This is a genomic window from Variovorax gossypii, assembly GCF_003965815.1.
Taxonomy (GTDB): domain Bacteria; phylum Pseudomonadota; class Gammaproteobacteria; order Burkholderiales; family Burkholderiaceae_C; genus Variovorax; species Variovorax gossypii.
This window is the reverse complement of record NZ_RXOE01000001.1, coordinates 902,012-927,638: the sequence shown is the minus strand read 5'-3', so window position 1 is coordinate 927,638 and position 25,627 is coordinate 902,012. Positions and strand designations below refer to the sequence as shown.

Sequence of the window (25,627 nt, the reverse complement as noted above, 5' to 3'; positions counted from 1 at the left end):
GCGGTGGATCGAGGGGTTGGCGTATCCGGAATCTAAGTGCCGGTGCCGCCCGATCCCATTCCTGAATGACGTTCAAGTCATAAACTCCAGGAATGTCACTGTCGATGCGCGATATCGAATACTTCCTCGCGGTAGCCAAGTCGGGCCTGCTCTCCACCGCGGCCGACGAGCAGGGCGTGACCCAGCCCGCGCTGACCAAGGCCGTGCGCCGGGTGGAGGCCGAGTTCGGGCTGCAACTGTTCGAGCGCAGCGCGCGCGGCATGGTGCTGACTTCGGCCGGACTGAGGGTCGCCGAGCAGGCGCGCCGGCTGCAGGCCGACTATGCGGACACGGTGCAGCTGGCCAACGAGATGCGGGCGCAGCAGTCGGGGCTGCTGCGCGTGGGCGTGACCGACACCACCTCGGGCAATCGTGTCGCGGGGGCGCTGGGCTCTTTGCTGGTCAAGCGCCCGGGGCTGCGGGTGCGCCTGCGCGTCGACCGGTCGGATACCCTTGCCACGCTGGTGCGCGAAGGCGAACTGGACCTTGCAATGGTGCCGGCCTACGAAGGCCAGCCGCTGGATGCCGAGCGCACGAAGGTCGACAACGACCCTATGCTGCCGCTGGTGCGGTCGGGCCATCCGCTGGCGCAGCGCGCCCGCGTGGCCCTGGCCGATGTCGCCACGTACGGATGGATCTCGGGGCCGGCCAGTTCCGCGGCCTTCAAGGCCATCGCCGACATCTTCGCGCGCCACAACCTGTCCGCGCCGCGCGTCGTGATGGAGGTGCCATTCGCGTCCGAGCTCAATCTGTCGGTGCTGGCGGCGACCGATCTCGTCACCTTGGTGCCGCGCTCCTTCATGCGGCATGCCGACGACCGCCGTTTTGCCGTGCTGCCGGTGCCGGCGCTGAAGGTGCCGCGCGCCGTGGTGCTGCTGTCGCGCCCGGGCTCGACATGGTCGCCGCTGATGCAGGCACTGCGCGACAACCTGCTCGCCCTCAAGGCCACGCCGGCCTGAACCCGGCAGCAGCAGCGCCTCAGCGCAGCATCGAGGACATCGCCGAGCAGCAGTTCAGCATGCGCACGGCGGCTTCCACCGTGCGGGCGGTGAAGCGCAGAGTGACACCGTCCACGCGCTCGAAGTCCGGCCACTGGCAGAACAGGTCGGCCAGCGCGGAGGTCTGGGTGCGCAGCGTCACGGTCTGCGGGCCTTCGAAGACGAGCGGCTTCGCCTTCGCGCGAGCCGCCAGCGCTTCTTCCACGCCGGCGCGGATGGCACGGCGCGACTGCTCGGGCGACAGCGAGACGCCGCTGGTGCAGCCGGTGGCCTTCTTGGTCTCGACGAAGGTCGCGTGCGGGAAGAGCGGGCGGTTCTCGGAAATGAACACGTCGTCGCCGCTGGCCATTACCACGGGCACGCCGTACTCGCCGGCCAGGGCGCCGTAGAGTCCGGCCTCGCCCAGTTCCTGCCCGCCGAGCGAGATGCCCGCGAAGGCGAAGCTGTTGATGGTGTGCGCCAGGATGCCGCGCCCCTGCGCACGCGAGTGGTAGCCGACCATGCAGACGGCATCCACGCCTTCTTCCACGCCCGCCACCATGCTCAGGTAGCGCGGCTTGCCCTGCACCACGCGGGCGCGGGCGTCGAGCAGGTCGGGCGGCATGTTGCGGAAGCCCCCGTGCGAGTCGTTCACCAGCACCTCGGTGGCGCCCGCGTCGAAGGCGCCGGCGATGGCGGCGTTGGCCTCGTGCGTCATCAGCAGCCGCGCCCGCTCGTACTCGGGGTTGCCCGCGCGCACCTGCTCGGAGTGGTAGACGCCGGCGACGCCTTCGATGTCGGTGGAGATCAGGACTTTCATGGAGCGGCTCGCAATCAGGCGTGGGTTGAGAAGAGAGTGGAGGCGGGCAGCACGTCGCCCAGGGCGGCGCGGTGGTTGCCGTCGCGCCCGGTGACGGGCGTTGCGCGCCACAGGGCATGGATGATCGCCTGTTCCGTGCTGTCGGCCGCGGCCTGGAACAGGCCATCGAGCAGGCCGTCGTGCAGCATCGCCACCGCCGGCATCGGCCGGTCGACGCTGCCGGGCACGGTGTAGGCGGTGGAGAAGGCCAGCACGATGTCGCCGCTGCCGTGCCCGAAGACCGAGCCCGTGCGGGCCAGACCGGCCCCGGCGCGCAGCGCGAGGCGGCGCAGCTGGCGCGCGTCGAGCGGGGCGTCGGTGGCCAGCACGATGATGATCGAGCCCTTCTCGGCCTCGTTCACCGCCGGAAGGCTGCGCTCGGCCTGCAGCGCGGCGAGCCGTTCGCCCACCGCGTGCCCGGCCAGCAGCAGCTGCGGCTGGCGTCCGTAATTCGCCAGGACCAGCGCGCCCACCGTGTGCAGGCCGCCGGTGCCGACGTTCTTGCTGCCGCCCAGGCCGCCGCTGGTGCCGTCGTTGCGCGCCGACACCCGCCGCGATGCGCTGCCGATGCCGCCCTTGAGCTGGAAGCTCGACATGCCACGCCCCGCACCGACCGAGCCCTGCTCGAAGTCGGCGCCGGCATCGGCCAGCGCCTGCAGGTAATCGGCCTCGCTCACGGCCATGCGCTGGATGTCGTTGAGGAAGCCGTCGTTGCACTCGAACACCAGCGGGTTCACTGTGGGCAGCGTGCGGCCGGTCTCGGGGTTGTCGGCCACGCAGCGGCGGATCTGCGCTGCCGCCACCGTGCCCACCGAGAAGGTGTTCGTCAGCGCGATGGGCGTCTCGAGCACACCGAGCTCTTCCACCTGCAACAGCCCGACGCTCTTGCCGAAGCCGTTGAGCACAACCGCGGCGGCGGGCACCTTGTCGCGGAACGGATCGCCCGCATGGGGGCGGATGACGGTCACGCCCGTCTGCACCGGGCCGTCGGCCAGCGTGCGATGACCCACGGTGACGCCCGCGACGTCGGTGATGGCGTTGCGTTCGCCCTGGAGCAGGTTGCCGATGAAGGGAAGAGGGGCTTGCTGCTTGCTGGAAGACATGAAGGAGGGGAACCGGAATTACTGGCGGTCGATTTTCGGATCGAGCGCGTCGCGCAGTGCATCGCCCAGCAGGTTGAAGGCGAGCACGGTGAAGAAGATGGCCAGGCTGGGGAACAGCGCCACGTGCGGCGAGGTCACCATGTCGGCGCGGGCCTCGCTGAGCATCGCGCCCCATTCGGGCGTCGGCGGCTGCGCGCCCATGCCCAGGAACGAAAGGCTGGCCGCCGTGATGATCGAGGTGCCCACGCGCATCGAGAAATACACCACGATCGACGAGATGGTGCCCGGCAGGATGTGCCGCACGATGATGGTCCAGTCCGAGGCACCGATGCTGCGCTCGGCCTCGATGTAGGTCTGCTGCTTCAGCACCAGCGTGTTGCCGCGCACCAGCCGCGCGAAGGCAGGCACGCTGAACACCGACACAGCCACCACCACGTTGGTCATGCTGCTGCCCAGGATGGCCACCACGCCCAGCGCCAGCAGGATGCCGGGGAAGGCGAACAGCACGTCCGAGATGCGCATCACGATGCGGTCCCACCAGCCTTCGTAGTAGCCCGCCAGCAGGCCGAAGGCCGTGCCGACGATGCCGCCCAGCACCACCGACAGGAAGCCGGCCATCAGCGAGATGCGAGCGCCCATCAGGATGCGGCTGAAGATGTCGCGGCCCAGTGGGTCGACGCCGAACCAGTGCGCGGCCGAGGGGCCGGTGTTCAGCATGTCGTAGTCGAAGTAGTTCTCCGGATCGAAGGGCACGATCCACGGCGCGAACACCGCGACGAACACCAGCAGCAGCACGAAGAGCGCGGCGACGATGCCCACCGGCTGCTTCTTGAAGCGGCGCCAGCATTCGCCCCAGGGCGTGCGGACCTTGCCGGCGGTCTGGACGGCGACGACAGGTACGGTCGCGGCGATGGTTTCGGCAGGCATGCCGGAAGCTTGTTGCGTCATGGCTGCTTGCTCACTTGTATCGGATGGTCGGGTTGATGTAGCCGTACAGCACATCCACCAGCAGGTTGATCAGGATGAATTCGAGCGAGAACAGCAGCACCAGCGTCTGGATGACGGGGTAGTCGCGCATCTGCACTGCGTCGACCAGCAGGCGGCCGAGGCCCGGCCAGTTGAACACCGCCTCGACCAGGATCGAGCCGCCCAGCAGGAAGCCGAACTGCAGGCCCATCATCGTCACCACCGGAATGAGCGCGTTGCGCAGGCAGTGCTTGATGATCACCACGCGCTCGCGCACGCCCTTGGCGCGCGCGGTGCGCACGAAGTCTTCCTGGATCACCTCGACGAAGGAGGCCCGCGTGAAGCGCGCCATCACGGCCGCCACCGCGGCGCCCAGCGTGATCGAGGGCAGGATGTAGTGCTTCCAGCTGCTGGCGCCCACCGTGGGCAGCCATCCGAGCTGGACCGAGAAGATCTGCATCAGCAGCATGCCGAGCGCGAATGCGGGAAAGGAGATGCCCGACACGGCGAGCGTCATGCCCAGCCGGTCGGGCCATTTGTTGCGGTACACGGCGGAAACGATGCCGATGCCCATGCCGAAGATCACCGCCCACACCATGCTGGTGATGGTCAGCATCACCGTCGGGAAGAAGCGCTCGCCGATCTCGGTCGCCACCGGCCGCCGCGTGCGGATGGAGGTGCCGAAGTCGCCCTGCAGGATGTGGGTGAAGAAGCTCACGAACTGCTGCGGCAGCGGCTTGTCCAGCCCGAGCTCCGCGCGGACCATGGCCACGGTCTGCTCGTCGGCGTCCTGGCCGGCGGCAAGTCGCGCCGGATCGCCGGGCAGCATGTGGACGAACAGGAACACCAGCACCGCCACGATGAGCAGCGTGGGGATCAGGCCCAACAGTCGTTTGAGGAAGTAATTCAGCATGGGGTGCGGTTGCCGCGGGCGGGCGATGGCGGCATGCCACCGCCCGCCGGGCAGTCAGTCAGGAAACGAGAAACCGGGGATCAGTTCGACACCGCAATGGCGTCGATGTTGATGTTGCCGTCAGGCATCACGAACACGCCCGAGAGACGCTTGGCGTGCGCCGACAGGTTCTGCTCGGTGATCATCGGCACGCGCGGCAGGTCCTTGCGGATCTCTTCCTGCGCGGTCTTGTACAGCGCTGCGCGTTCCTTCTCGTCCGTGGTCACCAGCGCCTTGGCCAGCGAGCTGTCGACCACCTCGCTCTTGTAGAACGACATGTTGTTCAGCTTGGGAGCCCAGGCTTCCGAGGCGAACAGCGGGCGCAGGCCCCAGTCGGCTTCGCCGGTCGACGACGACCAGCCCGTGTAGTACATGCGGACCTTGGCCGTCTTCGGATCGGGCCATGCATCCACCTGCTCGGTGCGCTGGCCCACTTCGAGGGCTTGCACCTGCAGCTTGATGCCGATCTGCGCGAGCTGCTGCTGCACGAACTGGATCGTCTTCTGCGAGGTCGTGTTGTTGTAGGCGCTCCACAGCACCGACTCGAAGCCGTCGGGGTAGCCGGCTTCCTTCATCAGCTCCTTGGCCTTCTTCAGGTCATAGGGAATGGGAGCCATCTTCTCGGCGTACTTCACGCCCTGGGGCAGCACGCCCTGCGCGGGGAAGGCATAGCCGCCGAAGGCGACCTTGGCCAGCGCTTCCTTGTTGATGGCGTAGCCGATGGCCTCGCGCACCTTCGGGTTGTCGTAGGGCTTCTGCAGCATGTTGAATGCCAGGAAGCGCGTGATGATCGAGGGCGTGGCCACCACTTCGAGCTTGTCGCTCTTCTTCAGCAGCTCGGCCTGCTCATAGGGAATGGGGAAGGCGAAATCGGCCTCGCCGGTCTGCAGCATCGCGGCGCGCGTGTTGTTCTCCAGCACCGGCTTCCACGACACGTTGTCGACCTTCGGGTAGCCCTTCTTCCAGTAGCCGTCGAACTTCTTGGCCTTGACCGCTTCGGTCTGCTTCCACTCGACGAATTCGAAGGGGCCGGTGCCCACGGGGTGGAAGGCGATGTCCTTGTTGCCCCACTTCTTCAGCGCGGTGGGCGAGATCATGGCGGCCGAGGCGTGCGCCAGCGAGTTGATGAAGGGGCCGAAGGGCTCCTTCAGCGTGATGCGCACGGTCGTCGGGTTCACCGCCTCGACCTTGCTCACGCGGTTGAACTGGTTGTAGCGCAGCAGCTTGTTGTCCTGGTTCAGCACGCGGTCGAGCGTGAACTTCACGGCGTCCGCGTTGAAGTCGGTGCCGTCGTGGAACTTCACGCCGGTGCGCAGCTTGATGGTGTAGACCAGGCCGTCCTTCGACACCTCGTAGCCCTCGGCCAGCACGTTCTGCACCTTCAGGTCCTTGTCGAACTGGAACAGGCCTTCATAGAAGGTCTTCGTCACCGCGGTGGTGATGGTGGTGTTGGTGTTGTACGGGTCCAGCGTTTCCGGCTGGTAGCCGATCGACAGCACCACGTCTTTCGCGGCCAGTGCCGTGCCCGAGGCGGCCAGCGCGGCCAGGCCCAGCAGTGCGGATGCCCATCGCAGGGAGGAGGAAGCTTGTTGCGTCATGGAAGAACTCCAGTCGGTTCGAGGAAAAAAGCAGGAGGGCCTGCGGGTTGAGAAAAATGAGTGAAGAAAAAACGGGGGGTCAGAACGCGCCGCCGATGGCGTGCCGTGCAACGAAGTGGCCGGGCGCGACCTGCACCAGCGGCGGCACCTCGGGCTCGTCGCCTACCGCGCGGATCGGGCTGGGAATCTCGCCTTCGAGCAGCGCGCGCGGCTTGTTGCGGCGCGACGGGTCGGCCACCGGCACCGCCGCCATCAGCTTGCGGGTGTAGGCGTGCTGCGGAGCCTCGAACACCGCGCGGCGCGGACCGATCTCGACGATCTGGCCCAGGTACATCACGGCCACCCGGTGGCTGATGCGCTCCACCACCGCCATGTCGTGCGAGATGAAGAGAAAAGCCACGCCAAGCTCGCGCTGCAGGTCGAGCATCAGGTTGACGATCTGCGCCTGGATCGACACGTCCAGCGCCGACACCGATTCGTCGGCCACCACCACCTTGGGGTTGAGCGCCAGTGCGCGCGCGATCGCGATGCGCTGCCGCTGGCCGCCCGAGAACTCGTGCGGATAGCGCTGTGCCACTTCCGGCGGCAGGCCGACCTTCTGCAGCAGCCAGTCCACGCGCTGTTGCGCCTCGGCGCCGCTGGCCATCTTGTGGATGAGCAGCGGCTCCATGATCGAGAAGCCCACCGTCACGCGCGGATCGAGCGAGGCGAAGGGGTCCTGGAAGATGAACTGGATGTTGCGGCGCAGCGCCTGCAGCTCGCGCGTGGGCAGGTCGCGGATGTTCTTGCCGCCGAACTCGATGGCGCCGCTCTGGCTCTCGACCAGGCGCAGCAGCGAGCGGCCGGTGGTCGACTTGCCGCAGCCCGATTCGCCGACCAGCGCCAGCGTTTCGCCGGGGTACAGGTCGAAGCTGATCTTCTCCACCGCATGCACGCGGCGCTTCACGCGGCCGAAGAGGCCGCTGCGCACGTCGAAGCGGGTGACGAGGTCGCGCACGCGCAGGATGGGGCCGTCGGCGTGGCGCACGGTGTCCTGCGGCGTGGTCTGGGTGCACGGCACGGTGTCGGCGCTGGCCTCGGTGCGCAGCAGCTCGAACTTGGCCGGCAGGTCGGTGCCCTGCATCGCGCCGAGCTTCGGCACGGCCGACAGCAGTGCCTTGGTGTAGGGGTGCTGCGGCGCCGCGAACACGGTGTCGGAGCTGCCGGCTTCCACCTTGTCGCCGCGGTACATCACGAGCACGCGGTCGGCGATCTCGGCCACCACGCCCATGTCGTGCGTGATGAAGAGCACGCCCATGCGCATCTCCTTCTGCAGCTCGCGGATGAGCTGGAGGATCTGCGCCTGAATAGTCACGTCCAGCGCGGTGGTGGGTTCGTCGGCGATCAGCAGCTGCGGCTTGCACGACAGCGCCATCGCGATCATCACGCGCTGACGCATGCCGCCCGAGAGCTGGTGCGGGTAGCGGTCGAGCACGTTGCGCGCCTCGGGAATGCGCACCAGCTCCAGCATGCGCAGCGCTTCGGCGCGCGCGGCCGCATCGCTCTTGCCCTGGTGGATGCGGATGGCCTCGGCGATCTGGTCGCCTGCCGTGAACACCGGGTTCAGCGACGTCATCGGCTCCTGGAAGATCATCGCGATGTCCGCGCCGCGGATGTTGCGCATCGCGCTGTCGCGTGCCTGCGCCAGGTCGAGCACTTCGCCGTTGCGGCGGCGGAACATCATGCTGCCGTTGAGGATGCGGCCGCCGCCATGCTCCACCAGCCGCATCAGCGCGAGCGAGGTGACCGACTTGCCCGAACCCGATTCGCCCACCACCGCGAGCGTTTCGCCGTGGTCGACGTGGAAGGACAGCTTCTTCACGGCATCGACCGTGCGCTCGGAAGTCGAGAAGCGAACGGTGAGGTCGTCGACGGCGAGAACGCGGCCGTCCGGCAGGGCGAGGGCAGGGGTGGACATGGGAGTGCGAGAAAAAGAGGGTGCGAGCGAGCGTGCGTGCGGCTTCAGGCGAAGATGGCCGTTTGCGGTGCGTCGTTGCCGCGCGCGTGGCCGCGATACATGCCTTCGGAGTTGAAGGCCAGGCTCAGGTTGCCGTGGCGGTCCACGGCGATCAGCCCGCCGGAGCCGCCGATGGCCGGCAGCGACTGCTGCACCACCGCGTGCGTGGCGGCTTCGAGCGTCGCGCCGCCGTAGGCCATGCGCGCGCACACGTCGTAGGCCGCGGCGACGCGGATGAACATCTCGCCGCTGCCGGTGCACGACACGGCGGCCGTGCGGTCGTCGGCATAGGTGCCGGCGCCGATCAGGGGCGAATCGCCGATGCGGCCGACGCGCTTGTTGGTCATGCCGCCGGTGGAGGTGGCCGCGGCCAGGTGGCCGTGCATGTCGAGCGCGACGGCGCCGACGGTGCCGAACTTCTTGTCCTCGTCGAGCGGGGACGAACCTGTCGCCGCCATCGTCGCGCCCTCGTGATCGGTCACGACACGGCCGGTGCCGCGCACGCGATAGAGCTGCTGGCGACGAGCCTCGGTGGAGAAGAACGAAGGCTCGACCATCTCCAGCCCGCGTTCGCGCGCGAACACCTCGGCACCGGCACCGGCCAGCAGCACGTGGGCTCCGTCTTCCAGCACGGCGCGCGCGGCGCGCACCGGGCGGCGGATGTGGCACACGCCGGCAACCGCACCGGCGGCGAGCGTGGCGCCGTCCATCACGGCGGCATCGAGCTCATGGGTTTCGTCGTGCGTGAACACCGCGCCGTGGCCGGCGTTGAAGAGCGGGCAGTCTTCGAGCATCTCGACCGCGAGGCAGGCTGCGTCGAGCGCGGACGCGCCCTTGAGCAGCATCGCCTGCGCGGCGGCCACGATGCTCTTCAACGCGTCGTGATAGGCCTGCGCCTGTTCCGCGCTCGTCGTCGCGGCGCTGATGGTGCCGGCGCCGCCGTGGATGGCGATCACGGGCACGTGGGTCTGGGTCATCGGGAAGCTTTCTTCTTTCTCTTGCCGGCGCCGTTCGCGGCGGAGGCATCTGTCGTCTTGTCTTGCTGGCGGGCGCTCGTGTCGAGCCCGTTGATGCGGGGCAGCCCGTTGGCACCGTGCAGCCACGGCCGCACGGCGTGCAGGATGCGGCCGGCCGACTGCACCGGGTCGGGCGCGCGCAGCGACACCGCGCTGGTCAGCGCCTCGATCAGCGCGAGCACGCTGGTCTCGCAGTTCGGGCGGTAGCTGGTCTCGGTCTGGCAGAAGAGCGCCACGTCGGCCAGCGGGGCCAGCGGCGAGCTGGGGCGGTCGGTGAGGGCGATCACCGCGCAGCCCTGGCTGCGCGCGATCTGCGCGAGCGCGATGGTGTCCGTGAGGTAGCGCGGAAAGGTGAGGCCGATGAACACGTCCTGCGGCCCCGCGTGCATCAGCGTGCGCGCGGCGTGCGTGACGCCGCTGACGCCCGCGAGCAGCCGCACGTCGCTGCAGCTGCCGTCCAGCCCGTGCTGCAGCAGGCCCGCGAGCCATGCGCTCGCGCCGAAGCCGCCGATGTAGACCGAGCGCGCCTTGCCGATGCGCTCCACCGCGGCTTCGCAGGCGGCGTAGTCCAGCGTCTGGCGCGTGGCGTCGATGTTGCGGCGGCTCTCGTCGAGCGCTGTGGCGAACACCTCGGCCACCGTGGTCGGCCGCTCCAGGTTGCCGCGCAGGCGCTCCACCGGCGCTACCAGCGGCTCGAAGCCGCGCACAAGCTCGGCGCGGAAGGTCGCGTAGCCGTCGAAGTCCAGCGCGCGCGCGAAGCGGTTGGCAGTGGCGACCGACACGCCCACCACTGCCGCCAGCTCGTCGATGGGCAGCGTGGCGACCTGCAGCGGGTGCTCCAGCACGTAGTCGGCCACCTGCCGATGCGATCGCGACAGCCGCGGCAATGCCTGCGCGATGCGCTGGGCCACGGTGGTGCCTGGGGTGTCGAGAGTGGTGCTCATGGAGGGTGCGATGCGCCCGAAAGTGTGCGTTTTTTGAAAACCAGTTTACAAATATAAGTCAGATAAGAAAATTTTCTGTCATTTTTGATCATGATCGCAAGTAGCGGGCCAGGGGCGAAGGGGATTGAGGAGGCGGAGAGGCGTGCTGTTTCCCTCGTGGAAGGAGCGCCCGAGCCGGTGATGGCCTGGCCTCTAGGTATTTCCCCTGATGTCGCTGATTTGCGCCTGCCGGGCGGCCGAGTTGTCAAAATCCTCGGCAAATGAGAGGGGCGCGATGAACGAGGGGAAGCTAGCGGATCGAGGTTCGACGTTGGGTGGACGGATCCTCAAGGTCGACCATGCGGGCGAGCAAGGTGCGGTCAACATCTACAGAGCCCAGATCTTCGTGGCGCGATGGACTGCGCCGTCACTGGTGCCGGAGTTGCGCGAGTTCAAGTCCCATGAGGAAAGACACCGGGCGCTGTTCTGGGCCGAGCTGCAGCGGCGGGGAGTGCGCCGTTGCCGCAGCTACTGGCTGTGTGGCATCGGCGGATGGGTGCTGGGTCTGCTCACCGGGCTGCTTGGCCGCCATGCCATTGCCGCGACCACCGTGGCTGTCGAGCGCGTGGTGCTGGGACACCTGAAGACGCAGTTGCGCGAGCTGTCGGGCAAGGACGAAGCTGCGGTTCACGTCATATCGCAGATCGTCGAGGAGGAGCAGTTGCACCACGATCAGTCGGCGTCGCATATGCGTGCGGGCCATGTATGGGCGAAGTTGCTGAGCCCGGTTGTTGCAGCTTCGACCGAGACGGTGATCTGGCTTGGGATGCGGCTTTGAATTCACTGCGGTGAGTTCCGCTTCCGGGCGATACACTGCGCCTCGCACGCCGAAAGCTCGGCGTGTCTGGGATTGGCGTCCCGAAGCACCTCTGCGTTTTCAACGGAGGCCACTCATGGCTGCTTCTACTCGCTCGCGTACGCCATCCGCATCAACCCGCTTCGATACTGCCGAAGCTTTCGCTCTTCAAGCCTGCGACGACACCGACAGTCTTCGCGAAGTGCTCTGCGCCTATGTATGCCTTGAAAAGCTCATTGCGCCGCTCGAAGTGGGCGATACGGAGCAACTCAGTCCCACGCGCACCGAACTCGGCTCTTTGGTGCGTTTGGTCAATGAGGAGATGAGCCGTCGCATCGACGCCGCCGACAGCGCGACCCGTGCGATGCGTGCGGCGTTGGCAACGCCGGAGGCAGTCTGATCGCGAGGGCAGTCTGGAGAGAGCCTCTGTAGACTCCGCCTCCCGCACCAACCGTCAAGAGCACTCCATGGAGAAACGCGAACTGCATCGAGGCCGCCTGATAGACCACATCGGCCTGGTCGTTCGCGACCTGGCTGCGAGCAAGGCCTTCTATTCCGCCGTCCTCGAAGCGCTGGAGATCCCCATGGGCGGCTCGGGCGAGCGAGACTTCTGGGCGGACGAGCTGTTCGTCTCGACGCGCGACAGCGAGGAAGTGCAGGGCGAGCTCACCGGGCGCCATCACCTCGCGTTCCAGGCGAGGGATCGGGCCATGGTGGATGCGTTCTACAAGGCTGCACTGACGCATGGCGGGCGGGACAACGGCCCTCCGGGTGAGCGCTCATACCACCCCGGCTACTACGCGGCGTTCGTGCTGAACCCCGATGGCAACAACATCGAGGCCGTGTTCCACGGAGAGGCCGAGCGCAGCGCGGCTTCGGTGCGGATCAGGCGCTGACCGGATTCATCGCCGATGGAGGCGGCAGCCTCTCAGCCCGCGATTTCCTTTTGCATGAACACGCTCAGCGGATCGTCCGGGTACGTCCCGAACGGCCCTCGCCGGGCGTAGCCCGCGCGTGCATAGAACGACAGCGCTTCCGGCTGGCTCACGCCCGTTTCCAGCCTGAACATCGCGCAGCCACGCGCCATCGCTTCGCCCTCCAGGAAGCCCAGCACTTTCGCCGCGACGCCTTGTCCCCGGTTCTCGGGTCGCACGTACATGCGCTTGAGCTCGCCGAATTTCGGCTCCATCACGATGGCTCCGCAACCGACGGCCGTGCCTTCGCCGTCGCGGGCCACCGCGAACAGCACGTTTGCGGCAGACAGCGCAGCGATGTCGATGCCGTAGTGGCACTCGGGCGGATACAGCGGCTTCTGGTAGGCGTCGAGGTCGTCGATGAGCTGGATGACGTCGGGTTGGGCGGGGCTTTCGAGGGAGATTCGCATCGGGTGATGTTATCCAGCCGATGGGTGGTTGATCGGGAGAGCGGGGCGAAAGAAAACCCGCCGAAGCGGGTTGGCGCAAGGGTCAGCGGCTGGTTTGCAGTGTCTTCAGGCGCCGTTCCGCTTCACCCGGCGGAATTTTTCCTTCCGCCTCGAGTTTCTTGAGCCGTCGCTCATCGGCTCGGTATAGCGCATCCTTCAGGAACTTCATCTTGCGCTCCCTGCAAGGGTCGCATTCGTAGAAGCCCGCAGGACTTGCCGCAATTTTCATTCCGGCGTCGTACTCTGCAGTGGTGATTCGCCCGGTGGGCTCAATGCCCATGGCTAGGATTCTTCCGTTCTTGAACGTGACAAGAGCGCTTCCTTGGCACCCTGTGGTGTCCGTGTTTTCAGGGTCGTAGACTTTCCACGGCACCTTTCTCATGTGCCGCAAGGCATAGCGGACGTCTTCCTCCGTCAGTACGACGTCGTCGCAATCCAGGAAATCCTTGTCTTCCCAGGCCGTGCGGCGTGAAGGGTTCGTGACTTCCACTTTCTGCACATAAGCAATGGGATATCGCCTGTCGGCGGCCTCTGCCGGAAAGGTTGCCGCAAAAAGCAGCACCGCGGCGGTCATGCAGATGTTGATTTTTTTCATGGTGTCGGGACGTGCAGATTCCAGTTCGCACCCTGCGCCTCTGTTGGATTCTTCCTGCTGACCACTGGATGACGAAATACTTCACCTTCCGTCATTTGCAGCGAATCCTGCAGCACGCGGACAAGCCACGAGAGCGATTGATTTTGCGCTGCAGTCGGTGTGTCGAATATGCCGTGTCTGCCGCGCAGTTTCTCGATCGGCCACGTCGCTTCTTCAGGGATCGGCCTGAATCCCGCTGGCAGCTTTGCCCTGCCAACCATTTCGATCCCAACGGCCTCCATGTTGCCCGGATAGCGGTCGGGAGGCGCCTTGAGCATCTCGATGCGATGCATCGCCGTCGGCCCTACTTTCTCTGGGAAGTCACGCAGGGTGCACTTCGGTATCACAAGGCACCTCGCCTTCAACGGCCCCACATGGTTCGTCCGCTGATAAATCGCAGCCGTCTGATAGATCGTCCCATCCTTGTCGATGAGAAAGTGCGCCCCGTTCGCCTTGGGGTTCCTGTAGCTGTTCAATGAAGACGAAAGGGTGTCGGCATCCGTCTGGTGCACGACGATGCCGGTGATAGCCCCGACCCGTTTCCCTCGTTCGATCTGCGGACTGCGCGCATGCCTGACGCGCGCGTGACTGATCATTCCGTGTTTGTCGATTTCGACAAGCATGGGTTTTCCTCCCTGAAGAATTTATTGGTTGTCTGCTCTCTGAAGGGCTTGGTCCTGCGCGTCGCACTCGCCGCAAGACCACGACCTCGCGGCGCATGCTACGGAGCGAAAAAGAGAGTTCCGTGGCAGCTTTGTCACCCACTTGTTGCCCGTCTCGCAAAGCCCATCCGCCCACAAGGTTCAACGCTCCGTCCAACAATGGCCGCGCGGCTCGGCCGCTTCTTTTTTCTTTCCCGAATTCCTCAAGCACCAAGGAGTACCACTTTGGAATACCGTCATCTGGGCAAATCGGGCCTCAAGGTCCCCGTATTGAGTTTTGGCACCGGCACCTTCGGCGGCAAGGGCGAGTTCTTCAGCGCGTGGGGCAGTACCGACGTGGCCGAGGCGCGCAAGCTCATCGACATCTGCCTCGAGGCAGGCGTGAACATGTTCGACAGTGCAGACATCTATTCGTCCGGCGCGGCCGAGTCGGTGCTCGGTGAGGCGATCAAGGGCCGGCCGCGCGACGCTCTGCTGATCTCGACCAAGGCCACCTTCCGCAGCGGCGAGGGGCCGAACGACGTAGGCTCATCGCGCCATCACCTCGTGCAGGCCATCGACGGCGCGCTCAAGCGCCTGGGCACCGACTACATCGATCTGTTCCAGCTGCATGGCTTCGATGCGAGCACGCCGGTGGAGGAAACGCTGGGCACGCTCGACGATCTCGTGCGCGCGGGCAAGCTGCGTTACATCGGCGTGTCGAACTTCTCGGGCTGGCACCTGATGAAGTCGCTGGCCGTGTCCGAGCGCCACGGCCTCGCTCGCTACGTGGCGCACCAGGCCTACTACTCGCTGGTCGGCCGCGACTACGAATGGGAGCTGATGCCGCTGGCGCAGGACCAGGGCGTGGGCGCGGTGGTGTGGAGCCCGCTGGGGTGGGGCCGGCTCACGGGCAAGATCCGGCGCGGCCAGCCGCTGCCTGCCAACAGCCGACTGCACGCGACGGCCGACATGGGGCCGCCGGTGCCCGACGAGCTGCTGTACCGCGTGGTCGATGCGCTGGAAAAGGTCGGCGCCGAAGTCGGCAAGACGGTGCCGCAGGTCGCGCTCAACTGGCTGCTGCAGCGCCCGACGGTGTCGAGCGTGGTGATCGGCGCGCGGGACGAGGCCCAACTGCGCCAGAACCTCGGCGCGGCGGGCTGGAAGCTCACGCCCGCGCAGGTCGCCGAGCTCGATGCGGCCAGCGCGACGACGCGGGCCTATCCCTACTGGCACCAGCAGGGCTTCCTCGAGCGAAATCCCAACCCGGTCTAGGCCCGGTACCGGTGAGGCAGGGCGGACCGGCGGCCTCCTTCCCGCGCCGGTCCTTCATCCGTTCACGCCAGGCGGGAAACTGCGGACTCGGGCGCACCGGCCTTCACAGGAATATCCACCGCGGGCTTCGTGCCGACAGCGGAGCCGGCTTCCAGCGAGCACCAGGCTGCCTCGGGCTTGCCTGCTTCGAGCGAGCACCACGCCGCCGCGGGCTTGGCCGCTTCCGCCGAGCACCATGCAGCGGACGGCTTGCCCGCTTCGAGCGAACACCATGCCGCCGCGGGCTTGGCCGCTTCCGCCGAGCACCATGCGGCGGAAGGTTTGCCCGCCTCTAGCGAGCACCATGCCGCCGCAGGCTTGGCTGCTTCTGCCGAGCACCATGCGGCGGAAGGTTTGCCTGCCTCTAGCGAGCACCACGCTGCCGCGGGCTTGGCTGCTTCCAGCGAGCACCACGCTGCCGCGGGCTTGGCCGCTTCGAGCGAACACCATGCGGCCGCATCCCCGGCCGGCTCGCGGCGAGGCGTGGATGCCGACTCGCCGAATTCCTCTGCCGACAGGCGCTGCATTTCCTCGAACGCCGCCTGCAGTGCCTTGGCGTCGTCCTCGCCGCGCAGGCCGAGGTAGGGGAAGTGGTGCAGGAAGTAGCCGAAGGTGGCTTCGCAATCCGCCGCGTACTTGCGCGTATCGAGGATGTGCATGTGCCAGAAGCGGTCGACGTCCTGTTCGGGGGCGAGCGTCATCTCGGGGTGCCTGGCGTGCAGCATCAGGTAGCGCTTGTAGGCCACTTCCATCTTGTTCGCGTAGCCGGCCGACCAGCCATAGCCGTCCTCCGTGCGGCAGGCCTTGAACTTGATCATCGTGAAGTCGAGCGCCTCGATGGCGGCGATCGTCTGCTCCAGTGTCTTGTGCTGGGTGGGGTGAGTCATGAATGCTCCTGTGAGGTGGTGGGTAGGTCCGGGCGAGCGTGCCCGGTGACGATTGCGCCGACGGTCGGGCCGTCAGGCCAGCACCGATGGAGCAAACTGGTTGCGCAGGTGACGCGCCATGAAATCGCGAGCCTCGTCCGCGGGAACGGGCTTGCACAGCCAGTAGCCCTGGGCCTCGTCGCATCCGTGGCTGCGCAGGTACTCGAGCTGGGCGACAGTCTCGATGCCCTCGGCCACGACCTTCATCCGCAGCCCGTGGGAGAGGGTGATGATGCCGTCGATGAGCGCGCGCGCGTCCGCATCCTGCGAAAGGTCGTTGATGAACGAGCGGTCGATCTTGACCGTCGACAGCGGAAAGTGCTTCAGGTAGGAGAGCGAGGAATAGCCTGTGCCGAAATCGTCGATGGCGAGGCCCACGCCCATGTCCCGGATCGTGCGCAGCAGCTCCGCCGCATGCTCGGGGTTCGCCATCACCGCGCCTTCGGTGATCTCCAGCTCCAGCAGTGACGGCTCGAGACCCGACGATTCGAGCACGGCCTTGATGTCGGCGATGAGCGTGCGGCTCTCGAACTGGCGCGGCGACAGGTTGACGCTGGTCACCACCTCCGGCAGGCCGAACTTTTGCCAGGCGAGCGCATCGGCGCAGGCCTGCTCCAGGGCCCACTTGCCCATGGAAAGGATCAGGCCGAGCTCCTCGGCGATCGGGATGAACTGGACAGGCGGGATCATGCCCAGGGCCGGGTGGTGCCAGCGCATCAGCGCCTCGACGCCGACGATGCGCTGGGTCTGCAGGTTCAGCTTCGGCTGGTAGTGCATTTCCAGCTCGCCGCGCTCCAGCGCATGGCGCAGCGCGCTCTCCAGCATCAGCTGCTCGGTGCTCTGCGCATTCATCTTGGCCGCGTAGAAGCGGTAGGTGTTGCGGCCCTTCTTCTTGGCCCGGTACATCGCGGTGTCGGCGTTCTTCAGCAGCGTCTCGGCATCGCCTCCGTTCTCCGGATAGATGCTCACGCCGACGCTGGCGCTGACGTGCAACTCGCGCGTGTTGATGAGGAAGGGCTCGGCGCAGGTGGCCAGTATCTTCTCGGCGAGCTCTGCGGCGTCGTTGGCGCTGCACAGGTTCTCCAGGAGCAGCACGAACTCGTCGCCCCCGAAGCGCGCCACGACTTCGCTGTCGCGCAGCAGGGCCGCCAGGCGTTCGCCGCAGATCCTGATCATCTCGTCGCCCGCGCCGTGGCCCAGCGTGTCGTTGATGTGCTTGAAGCGGTCCAGGTCGACGAACAGCACCGCGAACTGCTTCTGGCTGCGGTTGCTGCGCTTGATGGCGCGGTCGAGCTCGCTCTGCAGCGCCGAGCGGTTGAGCAGCCCGGTCAGTTCGTCGTGGCTGGCCATGAAGCGAAGGCTGCGCTCGGCCTGCTTGCGCTGCCTGTACTGGGCGATCTGCAACGCGATCACGCGCAGCGACTCGAGCGTCTCGGCGTCGGCGGCGTAGGGGGCCGATCCGAAGAGCTCCAGCGCCGTGGTCGCGTCGGTGGCGACCATCGGCACGATCAGGCCCACGCTCAGGCCGGCTTCGCGGGCCATCGTGTCGCGGGCGAAATGGCCCGGCGCGGTCTGCGTGTCGATCCGCACGACGCTGCCGATTCCCCAGGCGCGGCCCAGCGAGCCCTCGCCGGGCCGGTAGGCGATCGACTGGCTGGTCTCGACGAACTGCCGCACCGCCGGGTCGTTGTCGCCGTGCCATGCGACCGTGCAGTGGGCCAGGCCGTCGTCGCCGACGCTCCACAGCGCGCCGCAGTCCCAGCGCAGGTCGGTGCATATCGCCTCCAGCGCCAGCCCCATCACCGTCTCGGCCCTGCCGTCGCCGGCCAGCAGGCGGGCGATCTTGTATTCGAGCTTCTGGCGCAGCGCGTCCTTGCGCGGCCGCGTGGCGTCGCGCACCGTGCCGCGCACCACCGTCTTGCCGTCTTCCTCGGCCGATTGCGCGATGACGTGGAGCCAGCGCTCCGTGCCGTCGTGCAGGCACAGGCGGTGCTCGAACTCGTTGCGCTCCGAGGACTGCGAGGCCAGCGTGATCTGCCGATGCACCATGCCGCGCTCAGGCGCCGGAACGCGCGAGAGCAGTGCGGTCAGGTCGGGCTGGATGGGGTCGGAGTCGAAGCCCAGGATGCGCCGTGCTTCCTCTGAGCATTCGAGGGCGCCGGTCGCGGGGTCGAGGGTCCAGCTGCCCAGGCTGGCCATCTGCTGGGCGTCCTTCCACTGGCGCTCGCTGGCGCGCAGGTGGCTGGTCATCTCCAGGGCCAGCACCTGGGCCCGGCTGCGCGAGGTGGTCAGCGAGAAGACGATGCCGGCCAGCAGCATGCTGGTGGCGAGTCCGCCGAAGACGATGAACCACGGAATGGTCTTGTCGAGCGGGCCGAAGACCTGGTTCTCGTCCTGGCCGACCTCCACGAGCCAGGAGTGGCCGCCCAGTTCGAAGCCCAGCATGCGCTGCAGGCTGTGCGCGGGCGCGACGGCGGACTTGGCCATGCCGGCGCTGTCGAACAGCAGCTGCTGCTCGCTGAATGCGGTGGTCGGAACGAACCGGGTCTCGATGCGCGTGCCGATCGCGCCCTTGCCCGGCCCGGCATCGACCAGGCGAAGCCGCAGGCGCAGCGTCTTCGCGGCGTCGGGGCTGACCATGTCGCGCAGCATTCCCGCGATGCTGAAGCCCGCGCCGACCGAACCGATGTAGGCGCTGCGCCGCTGCTCGAGCGTGTCGAGCGGCTGGCCCGGCTGGTAGACCGGCAGCCGCATAGCCAGCCCGATGTCGGACTCGCGGCCCGGAATCCGGACCTTGCGACCGGAGGTGACCAGCCCGCCGGTGTCGCGCCCCTGCTCGAGCGCGTCGCCCCGGTCGGGCATCGCGCCCAGGTCATTGCCGATCAGCCTCTCGTTGCCGGCCTGCGGCTCGATGTAGACCAGCGGGTAGTAGATGTCCCGCTTGCCGGGCGGCTTGATGGCGAAGCCCGAGGCCACGCCGGAGTCGAGGCTGGCATCGCCGCGCACCTTTTCCTCGAAGGCGTGCCGGTCCTTGGCCGCGATGCTGGGCGCGTAGTTGACGGCCTGGAAGCCGGGGTAGGCGGTCTCCAGGTTAAGGCCGGCGACGTAGTCCCTGAAGTCGCTGCGCGTCACCCCCTCGGGGGTATTGAAGCGCGCACGCAGGCCGGTCAGCACGGCGATGTAGTCGTCGAAACGGGCTTCGACCTTGCGCGCCAGGTCGAAGGCGGTCGAGTCGAAGCGGGCCTGCGCGCTGCGCCCGATCTCCTGGTGGGCGGACACGGCGAGGGCGATCGACAGCACCGCACCGGCCATGAGAATGGCCAGCGGCAAGCGAATCCTGACCCAGACAGACAATGACATTGGACTTGATCCCGCCGCTGGCACAGGCCGGTAGCTCCGGGTGCGGCAGTGCTGCACGGCAGAGAACGCAGCAGTTGCTTCGTTGGCGCAATATATATGGCTGGCGCGAGGCCGTCACGCAAATTGTTACAAGGATTTCAGCGCGCGACGGGGGCGAAAGGCTTCGAATCCGAATATTTAAGCATCAATCCGAGGGGAGGGTACCCTGCGCCCGGGGATGAAAGTGCCCCGGAACGGGGCAGTACCGGCACCGGGCCGCGAACCGCCGGAATGGCCGGTATAGACAGGATGGGCCGGCCGCTAGCCCGGCGTCAGCCCTAGCACCCAGCGCTTGAAATCCTCCAGCGCACCCGAGGCCGGCCGGCCTTCGGGGTAGGCGAAGTAGTAGCCCTGGCGCACGTCCAGGTGCCGGTCGACCGGGATCACGAGTTCGCCGGTGCGCAGTTCGTGCTCGATCAGGATGCGCGGGGCCAGGCCAACGCCCATGCCGGCGGCCGTGGCCGCCACCACCATCGTGAACAGTTCGTAACGCGGCCCGCGCGAGGCGTGCACCGTGTATTCCCATTCTTGCTGCGCATACCAGTCGCGCCACGCATGGGCGCGCGTGCTCAGGTGCACATGGCGGCAGCGCTCGAAACCTGCTTCGTCCCAGGGGCCGTGAGCGTCGCGGAAGGCCGGGCTGCAGATGGGCACCATCTCGCCCTCGGAAAAGATCAGCCCGCCGCGCGTGTTCGGCCAGAACTGGTCGCCGAAGTAGATGGCCGCGTCGTAGGCGTTCTCCTGGAAGGAAAAAGGCTGCGAGCGCGCCGACAGGTTCACGGTGATGTTCGGATGCAGCCGGCTGAATTCCGGCAGGCGCGGTATCAGCCACTGCGTGGCGAAGGTCGGCACCACCGCCAGTTCCAGCACGAAGCCCATTTCATGGCCGGCGCTGATCTCCAGCGTGTCGCGGCGGATCTGGTCGAGGTGGCGGCGGATGCGCGCCGCGTATTCGCGGCCCACGTCGGTGAGCGTGAGCCGGCGCCGCACGCGCGAGAACAGCGGCACGCCGAGCCGTTGCTCGAGCATGGCCACCTGCCGGCCGACCGCGCTTTGCGTGAGCGCCAGTTCGCTCGCCGCACGGGTGAAGCTGCCCAGCCGCGCCGAGGCCTCGAAGGCCTGCAGCGCGCCCAGGTTGGGAATGTCTTTTCTCATCGATTGCCGGAGGTTGTCCCTGTCGTTCTTCTTGCGGAAGCACCGGTCGTGCCCGGGGCGGTGTCCTTCCCGGGGTGCACAACGTTGTGCGTTTTTAGCGTTTGTTGCGCCTGCGCCCACGACTCTATTCTGCGTGCCGACCACTGCCAACGATTCGAGGAGACTTCCGATGATTGTTTCGCGCACCGCCCGCTCCGCAGCAACGGGCATCGCACTGGCTTGCGTCCTGGGCCTGCCCGCAGCCGCGTTCGCGCAGGCCGAGCAGACCGTCACCATCGGCCACGCCGGCCCGCTCACGGGGGGGGCCGCCCACTGGGGCAAGGACAACGACAACGGCGCGCGGCTCGCGGTGGAAGACCTGAACAGGCAGGGCCTCGTAATCGGCGGAAAGAAGATCAGGTTCGTGCTGCAGTCCGAGGACGACCAGGCCGACCCCAAGCAGGCCATGGTGGTCGCCAACAAGCTGGCCGACATGGGCGTGAAGGGCATCCTGGGCCACTTCAATTCGGGCGCGGCCATCCCGGCCTCCGCGGTCTACAGCCGCGCCGGCGTGCCCGACGTGTCGACCGCCACCAACCCGGCCTTCACGAAGCAGGGCTACGACAACGTCTTCCGCATCCTGGCCAGCGACGAGGACGTGGGCATGGCCATCGCCGGCTACACGGTGAAGGACCTGAAGGCGAAGAACATCGCGGTGATCGACGACCGCACCGCCTACGGCCAGGGCGCCGCCGAGGTGTTCGCGCGCGGCGTGAAGGCGCTGGGCGGCAACATCGTCGCGCAGGAGTACGGCAGCGACAAGGCCACCGACTTCATGGCCATCCTCACCACCATCAAGAGCAAGCAGCCCGACGTCGTGTTCTACGGCGGCATGGACGCCCAGGGCGGGCTCATCGCGCGGCAGATGAAGCAGCTGGGCATCACGGCCAAGCTGCTGGGCACCGACGGACTGTGCACCGACGAGGTCGCGAAGATCAGCGGCGGCGCGGTCGACGGGCTGCTGTACTGCACGCGCGGCGGCAAGGAGCTCGACAAGACGTCGAAGGGCGCCGAGTTCGAGCAGCGCTACAAGGCCCGCTACGGCACCGAGGTGCTGACCTATGCACCGTACCTGTACGACGCCATGATGGCGCTGGCCGCGGGCATGCGCGCGGCCAACTCGGTCGAGCCACAGGCCTATTTGCCGGCAATGCGCAAGGTGAAGTTCGACGGCGTCACCGGCGCCATCAGCTTCGACGCCAAGGGCAACCTGCAGAAGCCCGACTTCACCGTCTTCACCTACAAGGACGGCAAGCGCGTGCGCGTGGCCGGCTCCTGAGTCGGCGGCCACGCATGCGGACGCTGAGCGCGGAGGAAACCGCGGCCGCCTTGCCGTGGGGTGCGCTGGTCGAGGCGCTGCTGCAGATGTTCGAGCGCGAACGCCGGGGCGAAGCGCATGCCTCGCCGCGTACCTCGGTCGCGCTCGCGGCGGGCGGAGTCATGCTGCTGATGCCGGCCGCCGACCTGCGCTTTGCCGCGCTGAAGACGGTGACGGTGCATGCCGCCAATGCCGCGCGAGGCCTGCCGGTCGTGCAGTGCAACGTGACGCTGATGGACGCGACCACCGGCACGCGCCTGCTCGCGATGGACGGCAACGTGCTGACCGCGCGGCGCACGGCGGCGCTTTCGCTGGCTGCAGCGATCCGGGCAGGACGCACGGGCACGGCGCGCATGCTGCTGATCGGCGCGGGCGTGCAGGCTTGCGCGCATGCCGAAGCCTTTGCCCAGGTGTGGGGAATCCGGCGTCTGGAGATTCATGCACGGACGCAGGCCCATGCCGAAGAGCTGGCGCGGCGCATGCGCTCGTTGGACGTCGATGCCAGCGCGGTCGCGGATCTGGCCGTTGCGGCGAAGGAGGCCGACCTGATCGTCGCCGCAACCAGCTCGCAGGATCCCGTGGTCCCGCCGCAGGTGCGGCCGGACGCCACCGTGATCGCCGTCGGCGCGTACCGTGCCGACATGGCCGAGGTGCCGCCCGAACTGGTGCGCCGCAGCGCCGTGTTTGTGGATACGCTGGAGGGAGCGCGCGGCGAGGCGGGCGACCTGATCCGGGCGGGCATCGACTGGTCCGCCGTGCAGGCTTTCTGCAACGCGTCGCCGGCACGCGAAGGCCGGCCGGTGCTGGTCAAGACCGTGGGCCACGCACTGTGGGACCTGGCGGCGGCGCAACTGGCATACGCGAATCGACAGCAGTGGCAGCAATGACGAACAGCGAGAAGAAGGGCATTTCATGCGTCGTGTGGTGATCATCGGCGGCGGGGCCATCGGCTCCGCCATCGCCTACTTCCTGACCCGCAGCCCCGAGGGGGAGCGCTTCGAGGTCACGGTGGTCGAGCGCGACTTCTCGTACAGGCAGGCCTCGTCGGCGCTGTCGGCAAGCTCGATCCGCCAGCAGTTCTCCACCGCCATCAACATCCGGATGTCGCTCTACGGCATCGACTTCTTCCGCAATCTCGGCGAGACGCTGCGCGTGGACGACGACGTGCCCGACATCGGCCTCGTCGAGCCGGGCTACCTGTATCTCGCCTCGCAGGCCGGCGTGGACGTGCTGCGCGAGAACCATGCGATGCAGAAGGCACACGCGGTGGACGTGGCGCTGCTGACGCCCGACGAACTGAAGGCGCGATTTCCGTGGATCTCGACGGAAGGCATCGAGCTCGCTTCCCTCGGCCTCTCGGGCGAGGGCTGGTACGACGGCTACAGCCTGCTGCAGGCCTTCCGCAGGAAGGCCGTCTCGCAGGGCGTGCACTACGTGCAGGCGCATGCCACCGGGCTGAGGCGCGACGGGCGCGTGCTGACCGGCGTCCGGCTCGACAGCGGCGACACCCTGGACGCCGACGTGGTCGTCAACGCCGCGGGCGCATGGGCCGCGAAGGTGGCGCAGTGGGCCGGCATCGAACTGCCGGTGCGCGGCCGACGCCGCAGCGTGTTCAGCTTCTCATGCCCCGAGACGCTGCCGGGCTGCCCGCTGGTGATCGACACCTCCGGCATCTGGCTGCGCCCCGAAGGCCGGCAGTTCATCTGCGGCTTCGCGCCATCCGAAGAGCAAGACGCCGACGACGCACCGCTGGAAGTCGAGTACGAGGCCTTCGACAGCTTCATCTGGCCCTCGCTGGCCGAGCGCGTGCCCGCCTTCGAAGCCATCCGCATGACCGGCGCCTGGGCCGGCTACTACGAGATGAACGTGTTCGACCACAACGCGATCCTCGGCCTGCACCCGGACTGCGACAACCTCTACTTCGCCAACGGCTTCTCGGGCCATGGCCTGCAGCAATGCCCGGCGGCGGGGCGCGGCGTGGCGGAGCTGATCCGCTTCGGCGAATACCGCAGCCTCGACCTCTCGCCGGTGTCGTTCGAGCGCATCCTCGAGAACCGGCCGCTGGTCGAGAAGAACGTGATCTAGCTGGCCCAGGCCTGGCTTTCTTCAGGGCGTCGCCAGCGCCGTGAACGGCCCCTGCTGGCCCAGTGCCGACTGGCCCTCGTTGAGCACCGCGACCAGCCTGCCGTAGAAGAACGGAAGGCCGAAGTCGATGGCGCTGCTGCCGGAGCTTGCAACGGCGATGTTGTCGACGGCCACGACGCCCGGGTTGCTCGTGAAAAGCGACTGCGCGCTCGCAATCGCAAAGCTCTGGCTCAGCGCCGCTCCCGTTGCGGCGGCGAAGCTGGCGCTCAGGTCCAGCGTGTTCGAAGGGCAGTAGAAGCCCGCGAAATTGCCGCTCTTCGGACACTGGGCGATCGTGGAATCGTTGAGGAAGAGGAAGTTCGATCCGCTGTCCAGAAAGCTGTCGAGAAAGCTCGAGTTCTTGTAGGTGACCGCGAGGCGGAGCGTGCTCGCATCGGTCTTCAGCACCGTGGCCCCGCTCATGGCGTTGTTGGCCTGCGTGGCGACGCCGAAATAGAGCGTGCCGACGGTCACTCCCTGTCCCGCCGCGGAAATCGCCGGCAGGCCGAGCACGACGCCGTTGTTGTCCTGCGCGAAGTTCGCCACGACGTTCTGCGCCTGCATCGGAACCGGCACCGCCGTGCCCTGGCATTGCCCGCCGGAGGGGCAGGCGTAGTAGGTGGCCGCGACGGCCTTCTGCGCGCAGGCCGTGCCGCAGTCCTGCAGGAAGGAGGCGACGCCGATGATGCCGTTCGTTCCGAGGTCGGCGGGCGTGTTCTCCGCATCGAGCGTGCCGTTGTCCGAGCATGCGCCGGGCACGATGCCGGAGGACGGGTCCCCGATGATCTGCAGCGGCTGCGAGGTCGCGGACTTCGGCCCCAGCGTGATGTCGGCGAGCCGCATCGTGCCCCATGTGTAGCCGTCGAGGAACTGCTCGCATGCATTCAGCGGGACGCTGTTCACCGTCTCCTGCGGCAGGGCCGCCAGCATCGACGAATTCAGCGCCGCGGCGGCGATGCGCACGCCCGTGGAGCCGGTGTCGATCAGCACGTTGTCGATGGTCTGGCAGGTGCCGGTTGCCGGGGCGCAAAGCTTCACGCTGACCTGGGGAAGATTGACGCCGCTCGAATCCGTGCCGCGCGACACCGTGAGCGACATCGAGTTCGGCGAGTTTGCGGCGGGCGCTGCTGTCGTGCCCGGCGTGGAGGTCGAGGCCGGTGCCGCGCTGGTCGTGGTGGGCAGCAGCCCGATCGGCAGGGCGCCGCCACCTCCGCCGCCCCCGCCGCCACCACAGGCTGCGAGGCCCAGAAGGCTTGCGGCGCACACTGCCGCGCGAATCAGGTTCATGGCATCGGCTGCACGCCGGCTGCCTGCTTGTCGTGGTTCCATGGGCACGTTGGGTATTGCAAGAGGAAGGGCGTCAAGACGG

At 67.4% G+C, this 25,627-nt stretch carries 23 protein-coding genes; 8 read left to right on the top strand and 15 right to left on the bottom strand.

Going from position 1 to position 25,627, the window contains the following annotated elements; all coding sequences use genetic code 11:
* Nucleotides 1–104: 104 nt before the first annotated feature.
* The gene (locus EJP69_RS04255; RefSeq protein ID WP_240652030.1) at nt 105–998 is read left to right on the top strand and encodes a LysR family transcriptional regulator; all 894 of its coding nucleotides are present in this window, start codon (nt 105–107) and stop codon (nt 996–998) included.
* Between the two features lie 19 nt (nt 999–1,017).
* Here EJP69_RS04255 and EJP69_RS04250 read toward each other — a convergent pair whose 3' ends face one another.
* From EJP69_RS04250 to EJP69_RS04215, 8 genes are all read right to left on the bottom strand, one after another.
* Nucleotides 1,018–1,836, bottom strand: coding sequence for a M55 family metallopeptidase (locus tag EJP69_RS04250; protein WP_093302681.1), 819 nt, complete (start codon nt 1,834–1,836; stop codon nt 1,018–1,020).
* Between the two features lie 14 nt (nt 1,837–1,850).
* Entirely contained in the window at nt 1,851–2,978 is a 1,128-nt protein-coding gene (locus EJP69_RS04245; protein WP_093302683.1) for a P1 family peptidase, read from the bottom strand.
* An 18-nt stretch (nt 2,979–2,996) separates the two neighbouring features.
* Complete coding sequence (gsiD, locus tag EJP69_RS04240; protein WP_093195447.1) at nt 2,997–3,905, bottom strand: glutathione ABC transporter permease GsiD; 909 nt, start codon at nt 3,903–3,905, stop codon at nt 2,997–2,999.
* Nucleotides 3,906–3,936: 31 nt separating this feature from the next.
* On the bottom strand, nt 3,937–4,857 hold the full coding sequence (gene gsiC, locus EJP69_RS04235) for a glutathione ABC transporter permease GsiC (RefSeq protein ID WP_093195446.1): 921 nt from the start codon (nt 4,855–4,857) through the stop codon (nt 3,937–3,939).
* 80 nt (nt 4,858–4,937) lie between these two features.
* Nucleotides 4,938–6,494, bottom strand: a complete 1,557-nt coding sequence (gsiB, locus tag EJP69_RS04230; RefSeq protein WP_093195445.1) for a glutathione ABC transporter substrate-binding protein GsiB — start codon at nt 6,492–6,494, stop codon at nt 4,938–4,940.
* Between the two features lie 79 nt (nt 6,495–6,573).
* Nucleotides 6,574–8,451, bottom strand: coding sequence for a dipeptide ABC transporter ATP-binding protein (locus tag EJP69_RS04225; protein WP_093195444.1), 1,878 nt, complete (start codon nt 8,449–8,451; stop codon nt 6,574–6,576).
* Nucleotides 8,452–8,495: 44 nt separating this feature from the next.
* Nucleotides 8,496–9,467, bottom strand: a complete 972-nt coding sequence (locus EJP69_RS04220; protein ID WP_093195443.1) for an isoaspartyl peptidase/L-asparaginase family protein — start codon at nt 9,465–9,467, stop codon at nt 8,496–8,498.
* Nucleotides 9,464–10,450: a MurR/RpiR family transcriptional regulator gene (locus EJP69_RS04215; RefSeq protein ID WP_093195442.1), complete on the bottom strand. Its 987-nt coding sequence runs from the start codon at nt 10,448–10,450 to the stop codon at nt 9,464–9,466. The genes EJP69_RS04220 and EJP69_RS04215 overlap by 4 nt, the downstream gene beginning before the upstream one ends.
* Nucleotides 10,451–10,658: 208 nt before the next feature.
* Here EJP69_RS04215 and EJP69_RS04210 point away from each other — a divergent pair, with 208 nt between their 5' ends.
* The 3 genes from EJP69_RS04210 to EJP69_RS04200 all read left to right on the top strand — a co-directional run bounded on the left by EJP69_RS04210 (nt 10,659) and on the right by EJP69_RS04200 (nt 12,181).
* The gene (locus EJP69_RS04210) at nt 10,659–11,267 is read left to right on the top strand and encodes a demethoxyubiquinone hydroxylase family protein (RefSeq protein WP_240652029.1); all 609 of its coding nucleotides are present in this window, start codon (nt 10,659–10,661) and stop codon (nt 11,265–11,267) included.
* Between the two features lie 115 nt (nt 11,268–11,382).
* On the top strand, nt 11,383–11,685 hold the full coding sequence (locus EJP69_RS04205; protein WP_240652028.1) for a hypothetical protein: 303 nt from the start codon (nt 11,383–11,385) through the stop codon (nt 11,683–11,685).
* Nucleotides 11,686–11,752: 67 nt separating this feature from the next.
* The gene (locus tag EJP69_RS04200; protein ID WP_126468817.1) at nt 11,753–12,181 is read left to right on the top strand and encodes a VOC family protein; all 429 of its coding nucleotides are present in this window, start codon (nt 11,753–11,755) and stop codon (nt 12,179–12,181) included.
* 32 nt (nt 12,182–12,213) lie between these two features.
* On the opposite strand, the gene EJP69_RS04195 is transcribed toward EJP69_RS04200, so the two are convergent.
* The 3 genes from EJP69_RS04195 to EJP69_RS04185 form a co-directional block, all read right to left on the bottom strand.
* Nucleotides 12,214–12,669, bottom strand: a complete 456-nt coding sequence (locus EJP69_RS04195; RefSeq protein WP_126468816.1) for a GNAT family N-acetyltransferase — start codon at nt 12,667–12,669, stop codon at nt 12,214–12,216.
* Between the two features lie 82 nt (nt 12,670–12,751).
* Entirely contained in the window at nt 12,752–13,303 is a 552-nt protein-coding gene (locus EJP69_RS04190; protein WP_126468815.1) for a hypothetical protein, read from the bottom strand.
* Nucleotides 13,300–13,965, bottom strand: a complete 666-nt coding sequence (locus EJP69_RS04185; protein WP_126468814.1) for a peptidoglycan recognition protein family protein — start codon at nt 13,963–13,965, stop codon at nt 13,300–13,302. The genes EJP69_RS04190 and EJP69_RS04185 overlap by 4 nt, the downstream gene beginning before the upstream one ends.
* A gap of 264 nt (nt 13,966–14,229) precedes the next feature.
* Here EJP69_RS04185 and EJP69_RS04180 point away from each other — a divergent pair, with 264 nt between their 5' ends.
* Entirely contained in the window at nt 14,230–15,258 is a 1,029-nt protein-coding gene (locus tag EJP69_RS04180) for an aldo/keto reductase (protein ID WP_093195435.1), read from the top strand.
* Nucleotides 15,259–15,320: 62 nt separating this feature from the next.
* Here the strand turns inward: EJP69_RS04180 and EJP69_RS04175 are convergent, their stop codons facing one another.
* The 3 genes from EJP69_RS04175 to EJP69_RS04165 all read right to left on the bottom strand — a co-directional run bounded on the left by EJP69_RS04175 (nt 15,321) and on the right by EJP69_RS04165 (nt 20,777).
* Nucleotides 15,321–16,184 carry a glycine-rich domain-containing protein gene (locus EJP69_RS04175; RefSeq protein WP_240652027.1) on the bottom strand — a complete coding sequence of 288 codons (864 nt, stop codon included), beginning with the start codon at nt 16,182–16,184 and terminating at the stop codon, nt 15,321–15,323.
* Nucleotides 16,185–16,256: 72 nt separating this feature from the next.
* Nucleotides 16,257–19,553, bottom strand: a complete 3,297-nt coding sequence (locus EJP69_RS04170; RefSeq protein ID WP_240652026.1) for a bifunctional diguanylate cyclase/phosphodiesterase — start codon at nt 19,551–19,553, stop codon at nt 16,257–16,259.
* Between the two features lie 330 nt (nt 19,554–19,883).
* Nucleotides 19,884–20,777, bottom strand: coding sequence for a LysR substrate-binding domain-containing protein (locus EJP69_RS04165; protein ID WP_093195433.1), 894 nt, complete (start codon nt 20,775–20,777; stop codon nt 19,884–19,886).
* A gap of 169 nt (nt 20,778–20,946) precedes the next feature.
* On the opposite strand from EJP69_RS04165, the gene EJP69_RS04160 reads away from it, so the two are divergent.
* Genes EJP69_RS04160 through EJP69_RS04150 form a run of 3 tightly spaced genes read left to right on the top strand, consistent with a single transcriptional unit; the run spans nt 20,947 to nt 24,219 of the window.
* Complete coding sequence (locus tag EJP69_RS04160) at nt 20,947–22,095, top strand: branched-chain amino acid ABC transporter substrate-binding protein (RefSeq protein WP_126468812.1); 1,149 nt, start codon at nt 20,947–20,949, stop codon at nt 22,093–22,095.
* A 14-nt stretch (nt 22,096–22,109) separates the two neighbouring features.
* Nucleotides 22,110–23,021, top strand: a complete 912-nt coding sequence (locus EJP69_RS04155) for a delta(1)-pyrroline-2-carboxylate reductase family protein (protein WP_126468811.1) — start codon at nt 22,110–22,112, stop codon at nt 23,019–23,021.
* A gap of 25 nt (nt 23,022–23,046) precedes the next feature.
* Nucleotides 23,047–24,219, top strand: a complete 1,173-nt coding sequence (locus tag EJP69_RS04150; protein ID WP_126468810.1) for an NAD(P)/FAD-dependent oxidoreductase — start codon at nt 23,047–23,049, stop codon at nt 24,217–24,219.
* Nucleotides 24,220–24,240: 21 nt separating this feature from the next.
* Here EJP69_RS04150 and EJP69_RS04145 read toward each other — a convergent pair whose 3' ends face one another.
* On the bottom strand, nt 24,241–25,545 hold the full coding sequence (locus EJP69_RS04145; RefSeq protein WP_170217036.1) for a DUF3443 family protein: 1,305 nt from the start codon (nt 25,543–25,545) through the stop codon (nt 24,241–24,243).
* Nucleotides 25,546–25,627 lie beyond the last annotated feature (82 nt).